The organism is Pseudoalteromonas sp. S2755 (genome assembly GCF_005886535.1).
Lineage (GTDB): Bacteria > Pseudomonadota > Gammaproteobacteria > Enterobacterales > Alteromonadaceae > Pseudoalteromonas.
The window spans coordinates 17,126-28,556 of sequence record NZ_PNDS01000141.1 but is presented as its reverse complement, the minus strand read 5'-3'; the positions used below and the strand labels follow the sequence as shown (position 1 = coordinate 28,556).

The 11,431-nt window shown below is 43.7% G+C and carries 10 protein-coding genes and 3 tRNA genes; 2 read left to right on the top strand and 11 right to left on the bottom strand.

Annotated features, from left to right (window positions below):
• Window positions 1-30 precede the first annotated feature (30 nt).
• The 9 genes from CWC03_RS20280 to xerD all read right to left on the bottom strand — a co-directional run bounded on the left by CWC03_RS20280 (window position 31) and on the right by xerD (window position 7,420).
• Window positions 31-107: transfer RNA gene (locus tag CWC03_RS20280), tRNA-Arg, on the bottom strand.
• A 139-nt stretch (window positions 108-246) separates the two neighbouring features.
• Window positions 247-323: transfer RNA gene (locus CWC03_RS20275), tRNA-Arg, on the bottom strand.
• Between the two features lie 21 nt (window positions 324-344).
• Window positions 345-437: transfer RNA gene (locus CWC03_RS20270), tRNA-Ser, on the bottom strand.
• A 119-nt stretch (window positions 438-556) separates the two neighbouring features.
• Window positions 557-739: a hypothetical protein gene (locus tag CWC03_RS20265; RefSeq protein WP_010375970.1), complete on the bottom strand. Its 183-nt coding sequence runs from the start codon at window positions 737-739 to the stop codon at window positions 557-559.
• 238 nt (window positions 740-977) lie between these two features.
• Window positions 978-2,528 carry a lysine--tRNA ligase gene (gene lysS / locus CWC03_RS20260; protein WP_138583414.1) on the bottom strand — a complete coding sequence of 517 codons (1,551 nt, stop codon included), beginning with the start codon at window positions 2,526-2,528 and terminating at the stop codon, window positions 978-980.
• A gap of 27 nt (window positions 2,529-2,555) precedes the next feature.
• Window positions 2,556-3,654, bottom strand: a protein-coding gene (gene prfB, locus CWC03_RS20255) for a peptide chain release factor 2 (RefSeq protein WP_138583413.1) whose coding sequence is annotated in 2 segments (ribosomal slippage) — window positions 2,556-3,578 and window positions 3,580-3,654 — 1,098 coding nt in all. Because the reading frame shifts where the segments join, the coding sequence is not laid out codon by codon here.
• A 170-nt stretch (window positions 3,655-3,824) separates the two neighbouring features.
• Window positions 3,825-5,558: a single-stranded-DNA-specific exonuclease RecJ gene (gene recJ, locus CWC03_RS20250; protein WP_138583412.1), complete on the bottom strand. Its 1,734-nt coding sequence runs from the start codon at window positions 5,556-5,558 to the stop codon at window positions 3,825-3,827.
• 101 nt (window positions 5,559-5,659) lie between these two features.
• On the bottom strand, window positions 5,660-6,397 hold the full coding sequence (gene dsbC / locus CWC03_RS20245) for a bifunctional protein-disulfide isomerase/oxidoreductase DsbC (RefSeq protein WP_138583411.1): 738 nt from the start codon (window positions 6,395-6,397) through the stop codon (window positions 5,660-5,662).
• A 99-nt stretch (window positions 6,398-6,496) separates the two neighbouring features.
• Window positions 6,497-7,420, bottom strand: coding sequence for a site-specific tyrosine recombinase XerD (xerD, locus tag CWC03_RS20240; RefSeq protein WP_138583410.1), 924 nt, complete (start codon window positions 7,418-7,420; stop codon window positions 6,497-6,499).
• Between the two features lie 80 nt (window positions 7,421-7,500).
• Between xerD and fldB the strand changes: the two genes are divergently transcribed.
• Window positions 7,501-8,025 carry a flavodoxin FldB gene (gene fldB, locus CWC03_RS20235; protein WP_138583409.1) on the top strand — a complete coding sequence of 175 codons (525 nt, stop codon included), beginning with the start codon at window positions 7,501-7,503 and terminating at the stop codon, window positions 8,023-8,025.
• 103 nt (window positions 8,026-8,128) lie between these two features.
• Here the strand turns inward: fldB and CWC03_RS20230 are convergent, their stop codons facing one another.
• Window positions 8,129-8,830, bottom strand: coding sequence for a tRNA1(Val) (adenine(37)-N6)-methyltransferase (locus CWC03_RS20230; RefSeq protein WP_138583408.1), 702 nt, complete (start codon window positions 8,828-8,830; stop codon window positions 8,129-8,131).
• Window positions 8,831-8,897: 67 nt separating this feature from the next.
• On the opposite strand from CWC03_RS20230, the gene srmB reads away from it, so the two are divergent.
• Window positions 8,898-10,124, top strand: coding sequence for an ATP-dependent RNA helicase SrmB (gene srmB, locus CWC03_RS20225; RefSeq protein WP_138583407.1), 1,227 nt, complete (start codon window positions 8,898-8,900; stop codon window positions 10,122-10,124).
• Window positions 10,125-10,391: 267 nt separating this feature from the next.
• Here the strand turns inward: srmB and CWC03_RS20220 are convergent, their stop codons facing one another.
• Window positions 10,392-11,378: an alpha/beta fold hydrolase gene (locus tag CWC03_RS20220; RefSeq protein ID WP_138583406.1), complete on the bottom strand. Its 987-nt coding sequence runs from the start codon at window positions 11,376-11,378 to the stop codon at window positions 10,392-10,394.
• Window positions 11,379-11,431 lie beyond the last annotated feature (53 nt).

The window sequence follows — 11,431 nt, the reverse complement described above, 5'->3', positions numbered from 1 at the left end:
ACCTTTATAATTTAACCTCTTAAGGAAAAGTGGCGGACGCAGGAGGATTCGAACCTCCGACCGCCTGGTTCGTAGCCAGGTACTCTATCCAGCTGAGCTATGCGTCCGTTATAAATGTATAGTTTTCCAACTTTCTTTATATTTAACCACCTAAAGAAAAGTGCTGGACTCAGGACGTATTTTTTTTGAAGGTGAACCTCCAACTTCCTGTTTCCTACCTTTATTATTTAACCACTTAAGGAAAAGTGGCGGACGCAGGAGGATTCGAACCTCCGACCGCCTGGTTCGTAGCCAGGTACTCTATCCAGCTGAGCTATGCGTCCGTACAAGACAACCATTAAAAATGGCGGAGAGGGAGGGATTCGAACCCTCGATAGGGCTACAAACCCTATACTCCCTTAGCAGGGGAGCGCCTTCGGCCACTCGGCCACCTCTCCGTCTTGTGGGGCGTATAATATAGGTTAGAAAAAATATGTCAAATACTTTTCTTGTAAAAAAGCACTGAATGGTGATAGATTGTGCAGTCTGCTTAGTTACTCGGCACTAACGCCAATTTTTACTCATTTTGTAGGGGGTTAGGATCGCTGTAGGTATTTCTTAATGCACGTTGTTGACGCAAAACTTCGTCCAAAAATGCTTCTTGATAACCAAGCTGCTGAAACTCAGCGATACAAGCCCGATAATATAAGATTCTCGCTTGCTCGTGCTCATCGACATTTTCAAACTCATTATTGCTCATCTTTTTGGATTCCCTATTCGTTATTTTTAACGCAGCATTAGAACTTGAAAAAGACTAGTTAGGAAATTGGGATAATCTAGTTTCAAAAGAGAAACAACTTTTATTATGAATAGGCGTTGGCAATAACTACATAATAAAACTAAGTATTTAGAAATACTGTAAGATTTATCTTACGAAAATAACAGAAAAGCGCCATAAGGCGCTTTTCTAGATATACGTTCAGATTACGTGAAAATACTTACTGTTCAGCTTGCACTTCAGGACGCATATGCGGGAACAAGATAACGTCTTTAATCGTCGGTGAGTCTGTGAACAACATCACAAGGCGATCGATACCGATCCCCTCACCCGCTGTTGGTGGTAAACCATGCTCTAGCGCACGGATATAATCCGCATCGTAGTGCATTGCTTCATCGTCACCTGCATCTTTTTCTTCCACTTGGCGAGCAAAGCGCGCAGCTTGGTCTTCAGCGTCATTAAGCTCAGAGAAACCATTTGCAAGCTCACGGCCACCCACGAAGAACTCGAAGCGGTCTGTGATAAATGGATTTTCATCGTTACGACGCGCAAGCGGTGACACTTCCCAAGGATATTCAGTAATGAACGTCGGTTGGATAAGTCTGTGTTCAGCGACTTCTTCGAAGATTTCACATAGGAACTTGCCTGGACCCCATACACAGTTTTCAGGGATCTTAACGTGAACTTTCTTAGCGTATGCTTTTAGTGCTTCAAAGTGGTTTTCTGGATCTTTAAAGATTTCAGCTTGTGCTTCAGCATCTGGGCCATATTGTAAAATAGCATCAGCCATAGACAAACGCTGGAACGCACTACCAAAGTCATACTCAATCGTCTCTGTCACTTCGCCTTCAGCATTCTTCACAGTATTAACAACCGTAGTAGTGCCTAACACGTCTTGTGCTACGGTGCGTAACATCTCTTCAGTCAAGTTCATCAAATCATTGTAATCCGCGTATGCTTGATAGAACTCAATCATAGTGAATTCTGGATTATGACGCGTAGATAAACCTTCGTTACGGAAGTTACGGTTGATTTCAAATACACGATCAAAACCACCAACCACTAGACGCTTAAGGTATAACTCAGGCGCGATACGTAGATACATATCGATATCTAGTGCATTGTGATGCGTTACAAATGGACGTGCAGAGGCACCACCAGGAATAACCTGTAGCATCGGCGTTTCCACTTCCATAAAGTCACGCTCGGCTAAGAAACGGCGAATACCTTCAATCACTTTTGAACGAATACGGAATGTTTCGCGCGTATCCATGTTAGTGATCAAATCAACATAACGCTGACGGTATTTTGCTTCTTGGTCAGTCAGACCGTGGAACTTTTCAGGTAGTGGACGTAGCGACTTAGTCAGTAGTTCATACTCAACCATGTCGACGTATAAATCGCCTTTACCTGATTTATGAAGCGGACCTTTAACACCAACGATATCGCCGATATCTAATTGACCATACTTCTCTTTTAGGTCTTTTTGTACGTCTTTTGAAGCATAAGCCTGAATACGACCTTTCATGTCTTGCAGCACTAAGAAAGGACCACGTTTCGCAAGCAAACGACCCGCAACAGAAACATGATGATCAAGTTCTACTAGCTCTTCCTTCGATTTATCACCAAACTTAGCTTGTAGATCTTGTGTGTAGTCTTCGCGGCGGAATGAGTTCGGGTGGCCATTCGCAGGGCAATTTTCCCGGATCGCATCTAGCTTGCCACGACGCTCAGCAATAAGTTTATTTTCGTCTTGATTGTGATCTGTCATTGTTTAGCTCTTAGTTTAGCTTGTGGATTAAAGGCCTGATTTCAGGCTTGCTTCGATAAATTTGTCTAAATCGCCGTCTAGTACGGCTTGGGTATTGCGATTTTCAATACCTGTACGCAAATCTTTAATACGTGAATCATCTAGCACGTATGAACGGATTTGGCTGCCCCAGCCGATGTCAGATTTTGCATCTTCTTGGGCTTGCTTTTCAGCATTTTGCTTTTGCAGTTCAAGTTCAAACAATTTCGCCTTTAACTGCTTCATCGCCTGATCTTTGTTCTTGTGCTGCGAACGGTCATTCTGGCACTGCACTACCGTATTGGTCGGTAAATGGGTAATACGTACCGCAGATTCTGTACGGTTAACGTGCTGACCACCCGCGCCCGATGCTCGATATACATCGATACGAAGATCTGCTGGATTAATATCAATTTCGATATTGTCGTCAATTTCTGGGTAAACGAATACAGAAGCAAACGAAGTATGACGGCGGCCACCTGAATCAAAAGGACTCTTACGTACTAAACGGTGTACGCCCGTTTCTGTACGAAGCCAACCGTACGCATATTCGCCCGTGACTTTAACTGTCGCGCCCTTAATACCAGCAACGTCGCCATCGGTCGCTTCAACGATTTCGGCTTTAAAGCCTTTCGCCTCAGCCCAGCGCAAGTACATACGCAGCAACATGTTACACCAGTCTTGAGCTTCAGTACCGCCAGAGCCTGACTGTAAGTCGATATAAGCATCGTTGGCATCTTGCTCGCCCGAGAACATACGACGAAACTCTAGTTTTTCCAGCTGCTCAACAAGACCGTTGACCTCTTGCTCTGCTTCAGTGAAGGTTTCTTCATCTTCGGCTTCTACGGCAAGCTCAACCAGACCTTCCGCATCATCGGCACCAGTCACAAGATTGTCGATGGTTTCAACAATCACTTCTAAATTCGATTTTTCTTTGCCCAGTGCTTGGGCTCTTTCCGGCTCATTCCATACAGCAGGATCTTCTAATTCGGCATTAACTTCTTCTAAACGCTCTTGCTTTAGAGCGTAGTCAAAGATACCCCCTAAGAAGCTCTGTACGTTCGCGAATTTCCTTGATTTGGTTAATCACAGGATTCACTTCAAACATTTACCATTACTCCAGAACTAAATTTGTCGGTTTGTGAATTCACACAAACAGGCCTGACAACGGGTCAGACCATAGATTTAAGCGACCAATAGTATCAAATAATAACCGCGCTTAGCATCCCTTAAAGTGAGAATTTTGGGAGTTTTTTAACAAACTCAGTACGCACATCTCTATTTATTAGGTTGCGCCTGAAGTTCACGCACAATGAGCTGCAAATTATATTTACCACGAAACTCATTAATATCTAATTGATAGGCAAATAAAGCATGGGTTGCCTGGAGATTTGGCCAAACCCGAACGTCAACGTTAAATGCTATCGCATCAACCAATCGGCCCGAGCGATGCTTAAGCACAAGTTTTAGATGTTTGTCGCCAACAATACGTTGCTGCACCAGCTCAAATACATCCTGAAATACCGGTTCACTAAATTGCTGCCCCCACGGGCCTGCCTGCTGTAGTTCAAAAGCAAAATCCATGGTAAAGCAATCGCCCGGCAGCTCACCGTCCGTCAACAGAATGCTTTGCTTTGCTTCTTCGCTCAGCGTCGCACTGACGTTTTGTTCAAATACCTGTTTAAACCGCGCAAATTCAGACTCTAAAATGGTCAATCCTGCAGCCATCGCATGACCACCGAATTTTACAATTAACTCTGGGTGCTGAGTATTGATTGACTCCAGCAGGTCGCGCATGTGTAGACCTTCAATAGAACGGCATGAGCCCTTGATCTCACCGTTGTCGCCTTGTGCAAAGATAATACATGGGCGGTGATATTTTTCTTTTAAGCGTCCCGCTAGAATACCTATCACACCTTGATGCCAATCATCTTGATACAAACACAAGGCATCTGGTACTTCTTGGCTTTTAAGTACCAAACGCTCCAATACGGCTTGTGCTTCTTGCTGCATACTTTGCTCAATCTCGCGTCGTTCTATATTTAGACTATCGAGCTCGGACGCAATACGGCGAGCTTGGTTAATGTCTTTCGATAACAAGCAAGCAATACCTAAACTCATGTCGTCAAGACGCCCCGCGGCATTGAGTCTTGGCGCCAACGCAAAGCCAAAATCACTGGCACTTAATCTTGCATTATTACGGTTAGAAACCTCGATAAGCGCTTGGATCCCTGGTCGCGTTTGACCACTGCGGATCCGCGCGAGCCCCTGGTGTACCAAAGTGCGGTTATTCGCATCCAAAGCCACGACGTCAGCCACGGTCCCTAGGGCAACAATATCTAATAATGCCGCCAAATTTGGCATCGCGATATTTTGCTCCACAAAATAATTTTGTGCCCGTAAATAATGCCGCAGCGCTATCAGCAGATAAAAGGCAACCCCAACGCCCGCGATAGACTTAGACGGGAAATCGCAGTCAAGACGATTTGGATTAACAATCGCATCGGCACACGGCAACTCATCGCCTTGTAAATGGTGATCGGTAACAATCACCTTTATACCCGCTTGCTTCACGATTTCGACACCGCGAATACAGGAAATACCGTTATCTACTGTGATCACCAAATCAGGTTTTATGGCGACGATTTGCTCGGCCAATGCTGGGCTTAGGCCGTACCCCAAGCTAAATCTATCCGGCACGAGGTAATCCACACGCTGAAAGCCAAACTGAGGCAACCCCTCCATTAATACGGCGGTGCTCGTTGCGCCATCGGCGTCAAAGTCACCAACAATCAACACTTGTTGTTGCAAAGAAAGTGCTTCAGCCAGAATTTGGCTTGCAAGCTCGATGTCTTTAAATAATTTAAAATCGTGTAAGGTTGCGGCGCTATTATCTAGTTCAACAACCGACTTAACCCCTCTGGCAGCATAAAGCTGCTTGATCACGGGATGTAGTGAAGCCGGTAAATGGCTGTCATCAACCCACTCTCTTGGTTTAATTTCTGTATGCATACTTTTTCACAAAACAAAAAAGGCCAAAATGGCCTTTTATATTCTTTATCTTGCTATCTTATCGAGTTCTCAACGCGAACTCCATCGCTAAGCGTGAGTCATTACGACTTAGGGCTATTTGCGTCTAGCATTTGTGCAATAGCTGCTGCAGGTTGGTAACCCGGGATCATAGAACCATCTTCAAGAATAATCGCTGGTGTTCCTGAAATGCCAAAGCTCTGCCCAAGTTGATAGTGCTCGGCTACTGGTGCTTGGCAGTTTTCAACTGGTTTCACCTCACCACCAGCTTTCGCCTCAGTAAGTGCAGCCGCGGCATCTTTTGCACACCATACATTTTTCAAATCTTCATAGCCTGAACCACGCAAACCACCACGCGGGAAAGCTAGGTATTTCACGGTAATACCTGCCGCTAAGTAATCTTCTAGTTCACGGTGAAGTTTGCGGCAGTAGCCACAAGTAATGTCTGTGAATACCGTGATTTGATGTTTTTCATTTTCCGCTTTGTAGACGATCATTGAATCTTCGTATTCTGCAATGCCTTTCTGGCGTACATCACTCAACGCGTCTTCGGTGATATTACGACGGTTATCAAGATCAATCATAGTTCCCTGAATCAGGTATTTACCATCCGTACTTGAATACAGTACCCCTTTATCTGTGATCACTGTTTTTAAGCCAGCAAGCGGACTATCTTTGATTTGCTTAACCGTTATACCTAATCCGCTAAATTGCGTCGTAATTGGGTCTACTGGTGCTGTTGGTGCGACAGGACCCTCAACTTGCTCAGCGAAAGCGCCAAAGCTCAATGCCAGTGACGCGGCAACTATTAGTTTTTTCATTATATTCTCTCTAAAACCTGTTATTTGAGGGGTTCACACGCCCCTTTGTGCTACTCACTAAGACCGGAGTAACCATAAATAATTCCCAAGTAACAAAAATTAAGCTCTTGGGTGATGCTGCTGGTGCAATGTTTTTAAACGTTCACTGGCAACATGTGTATAAATTTGAGTCGTCGACAAGTCGCTATGGCCAAGCATCATTTGCACAACTCGCAAGTCAGCGCCATGATTCAATAAATGTGTTGCAAAAGCATGACGTAACGTATGTGGCGATAACGGCGACTTTACGTCTGCCAAAATAGCATAGTGTTTTATGCGATGCCAAAAAGTTTGTCGCGTCATACCTATACCGCGCTTGGATGGAAAGACAAAATCGGTAGCATGCTTGATCATTAAGCCCCGCCCTTTTTTGAGAAATTGTTCAATCCAATGCAATGCTTCTTCACCCATGGGCACTAAGCGTTCTTTGCCGCCCTTACCACGGACAAGTACAACAGCTTGTCTCATGTTGACTTGTTCCATTCTTAGCCCGACTAACTCAGTCACGCGCAACCCCGTGGCATACAAGAGCTCGAGCATTGCCTTATCTCTTAGTCCCATCGGATCGTCACAATCAGGAGCATTTAGCAAAGCCTCGACTTCTTGCTCTGACAAGGTTTTTGGCAGCGACGGGGTTGTTTTAGGTTGCGCAATAGTATCCAGTGGAGACTGCGCGATTTGTTTTTCTCGCAACCAATATAAATAAAATCTCTTTAATGCACTGATAGATCGCGCGTTACTCTTTGCTTTTAAGCCCTTGTCTATTCTGTGTGCCAAATAAGCCTCGACCTCCTGACTTGTGATCTCCAGTAAAGAAGACACCGAGGTTTCTGCTTTTATAAATAAGAGAAACTTTTCAAGGTCGCTGCGATAGGCTGCAATGGTATTTTCACTGAGCCCTTGTTCCAAAAATAGCGCATCTAAAAAGGCTTCTATATATTGCGGATCGGACAATGTATGGGAAGTTGCTTGGTGTTCGCTCACAGAGTACCTGTATTAATTATTAACGTCATGATGTAGACTTGCCACCTATAATACCAGTCAAATTGAAAGTGATAAATACAATGCAAATTGGGTTATTTTACGGCTCGACAACATGTTACACAGAAATGGCCGCAGAAAAGATTCAAGAAATCATCGGCAAAGACACAATTACCTTATTTAATATTAAGGACGAGCCGCTAAAACAAGCAGAGCAGTTTGACTTCCTCATTTTTGGTATTTCCACATGGGACTTCGGCGAACTTCAAGAAGACTGGGAGTCTCATTGGGACGATATCGACAGTGTTGACCTTAACAACAAAGTGATAGCGCTATTCGGCATGGGTGACCAACAAGGCTATGGTGAATGGTTTCAAGATGCACTCGGCATGCTACATGAAAAAATTGCCCCTCAAGGCGTCACCTTTTTAGGTTACTGGCCAAATTCAGACGAGTATGAATTTGAAGCGTCAAAAGCACTTACCGAAGATAAAAGTCAGTTTGTTGGTCTGGCACTAGATGAAGACAGTCAATACGATAAAAGCGACGAGCGTATTGCAACTTGGATAGAGCAAATCATGACGGAATATACTGAGTTAGCGCTTTAACCTTTCGATGAGTTAGCACACTACCAATTGCATTAACTCTGAAACCTATTTGAAAGTTGGAATAGTTCATTTACGTAATGCAATTGGTGTAACGCATTGGCATCTACATTTTTAAATAAAACGCATGGCATAATCTAACATACTCTTTCGTATATTGATTATTTGAGTCATAAATCACCAACACCTCTTCACTGACACTTTCATAACGCGCTTTGCCTAGCAACATCAAACGCCTTGAAGGTGCTTTATTCGGTGTTGTGTGAATAATACAACTAGCTGCAAGCCCCAGATTTCTTTTTTCTAATAGCTGCTGAAATAGCAAGCTCTCTTGATAGGGTAAAATTACCGCAAGTTGCCCAGCATCCGTCGTAAACTTTTCGAAGGCATCAAGCAAAGCATCAAAACTTAGGCTGTCTGTATGTCTCGCTCTATTTCTCGCTTGATTTTCTCCTTTCAAGCTCGCGTTGAAGTAAGGAGGGTTTGATACCATGAGGTCAAAGCGCATTTCGCTATCAAACTCTTGTATTGCGCAGCGATGTAGCTCAATATCAGGCCACGGGCTGTGCTTGATATTAAATTCTGCATCCTTTAACGCATCGTCATCAAGCTCAACCGCATGGACTTTGCTAATTGGACTCCGCTGTTTACACATCAATGCGATAAGCCCAGTTCCCGTTCCGACATCAATAATCCGGTTGGCTTCAGCGAGTGGAACCCACGCGCCAAGCAAAATACCATCAGTTGAAACCTTCATTGCCGCATGATGCTGAGTCACCGAAAATTGTTTAAATGCAAACTGAGACATCCTATACCTTTGAGAAAATGCAATAGCAACGTATAATTCCGCTATTGTCCTTTATTTGTGATGCAATATGCAATTTACTGAATTTGATTTAGACAGCAAGCTGATTAGTGCGATTAAAAAAATGGGGTTCGATACTCCCACCAGCATTCAACAGATGGCTATTCCTGAAGCGCTAATTGGCCGAGATATTCTCGCCAGCGCACCAACCGGTACGGGTAAAACCGCTGCATTCTTGATCCCTGCGATTCAGTATTTGCTTGACTTCCCTCGCAAAGAGCCCGGCTTTGCCCGCGTACTTATCATGACGCCAACGCGTGAACTTGCCTATCAAATACACGAGCAATGTGAACTCCTTGCCGCAGGCGTTAACCTTAAAATAGGCGTGGTAACTGGCGGTATTAATTACGGTAGTCACAAAGAAATCTTCGAAAAGAACAATGATATCCTCATCGCAACGCCTGGTCGTTTGATGGAATATCTTGAAACCGAGAACTTCCACGCAGAAAACGTTGAGCTACTGATCTTAGATGAAGCTGACCGCATGCTAGACATGGGCTTTCGAAAAGAAATGCTACGTATTTGCTCTGAAGCGGTTAACCGTCGTCAGTGCTTTTTGTTCTCTGCAACCCTTGAGGGCGAAAGCGTTGAGAGGTTTGCTGAGCGTATATTACAAGACCCAGCACTACTTGAAGCCACGCCATCACGAAAAGAAAAAGGTAAAATCCATCAGTGGGTTCATCTTGCAGATAACTACGAGCACAAGGTTAACCTATTAGCGCAGTTGCTCGATGATGAAGAAGTCACTAAAGCCGTTGTGTTTGTTAAAACCCGCGAAAGACTTGAAACACTGGTGGGCGAGCTATTTGCTAAAGGCATTAAAACCACTTGGCTACGTGGTGAAATGCCACAAGACAAACGCATGGCTGCAATGGCAAGTTTTCACAGTGGCAAAACAAAAATTCTTGTAGCGACGGATGTTGCCGCCCGTGGTATCGACGTTGCAGATATCAGCCACGTATTTAACTTTGATATGCCGCGCACTGCGGATATTTATGTACACCGCATCGGTCGTACTGGCCGCGCTGGTAAAAAAGGCACTGCGGTTTCTTTGGTTGAAGCTCACGATGTTGAGGTTTTAGGAAAGGTTGAGCGTTACACCGACCAAAAACTTAAACGCCGTGTAATTAAAGGCTTAGAACCTAAACATAAAGAAGCAAAAGCACCGAAGAAGAAAAAAGATCCGGTGAAAATCAAGGCGAAAAAGAAAGCCGCCAAGGTTAAAAAGAAAAAGTAACCCAAAAAACCAGCGTCAGTACGCTGGTTTTTTTATGTTAATTTGAGCAAGTGCTAATCTGGATAAGCCTTAACTTGCTATGTTAGATTTGATTGGTAGAACTTAGCTAAATCTAACGGTCGTATATGTACCAATAGCGAGCGATGGAAACATCGCATTAAGTGTTTACTTCACTCTCTCAGCTTTGATGTTAATAGTGATGGGTGTGACTTATTGTCCCTTATTTTTGTCCTTATTTTTTGTCTCAGAACATCAAAACGCCAATATTCAGAATCGACTACTTAAGCTCGGTTGCTTAGACATAATATCGACAGTTTCAATAATCTTACTTATAACCACGTCAGGCGCATCGTCTGGAATGTTATGAGTAGCGCCTTTAACAACAATATGTTCTGAATTGCGAGAAAGCTGAGCGATACTTTTTTGCATTTCAGCCCACTTATCTCCGACGTTGTAGAAGCGAGGTGCCGTTTTGTAGGCTTCTCTGTCATGACTCATTACCACCATTCTTAAATTACCAAAGTCATAATTGAAATCTTCTAAGGGTGTGAAGAAGCCGCCTTCGTTTCGGTAAGCTGACATCACTTGCGCGTATCGAAAACTGGAATAGTACTGGTCTAGTCGTTGCGCCAACGAAGAATCATATTTCTTAAAGAGATTCTTGATATCTGATATCCCCAGAATCGGATCAGCGTAATGCCAAATTTGCACATGTGTCGCGATGGGAGAGAAGGTTCCGCGTAATATTTCATGTTGATTCTCGTGCGCTAAATCTAACAATATTAGCGCAGCCAAATTACTGTTGGTTATTGCGGCAGTGTGTCTTGCGATAATTCCGCCGTATGACCGCGCAACTATAATGACCGAGTTGTCACCGGCAACATGTTGAATAAGAGACGCTTGAAGTTGAGCCTTTTGTTTCGTCGTAAAATCAGTTGGAATGTCGTCACTGCCGCCATGACCTAATCGGTCGTAATAACATGACGTGAATGTCTGTGGTAATTGCTCAGAAATTGATGACCAAACCTGTTCCGAGTCATCGCCATAACCAGATTCAAAAAAAACATAGGGATTTCCGCTACCTTTACAGACATACCTCACTTGTTTGCCTTCAAATGAGAAATAGTCGCCTGAAAGAGGAATTGGCTGATGAACAAAAAACGCAATAGTACGCAACAATATATAAATACTAAATATTATTAATATCGCTAAAGTTAGCTTGCTCAAGAAAAAACGTTGATAAATCGAAGACATATTTATTCCGTAATGTATTTACGCACAGTGTCTGAAAGTATTTATAACGCTCG

Bases quoted from the DNA above. Each gene is read 5' to 3' on its own strand.
- CWC03_RS20265 (WP_010375970.1), bottom strand. From the start codon at position 739: ATGAGCAATAATGAGTTTGAAAATGTCGATGAGCACGAGCAAGCGAGA.
- recJ (WP_138583412.1), bottom strand. From the start codon at position 5,558: ATGCATACAGAAATTAAACCAAGAGAGTGGGTTGATGACAGCCATTTA.
- fldB (WP_138583409.1), top strand. From the start codon at position 7,501: ATGCAAATTGGGTTATTTTACGGCTCGACAACATGTTACACAGAAATG.
- dsbC (WP_138583411.1), bottom strand. From the start codon at position 6,397: ATGAAAAAACTAATAGTTGCCGCGTCACTGGCATTGAGCTTTGGCGCT.
- lysS (WP_138583414.1), bottom strand. From the start codon at position 2,528: ATGACAGATCACAATCAAGACGAAAATAAACTTATTGCTGAGCGTCGT.
- CWC03_RS20220 (WP_138583406.1), bottom strand. From the start codon at position 11,378: ATGTCTTCGATTTATCAACGTTTTTTCTTGAGCAAGCTAACTTTAGCG.
- srmB (WP_138583407.1), top strand. From the start codon at position 8,898: ATGCAATTTACTGAATTTGATTTAGACAGCAAGCTGATTAGTGCGATT.
- CWC03_RS20230 (WP_138583408.1), bottom strand. From the start codon at position 8,830: ATGTCTCAGTTTGCATTTAAACAATTTTCGGTGACTCAGCATCATGCG.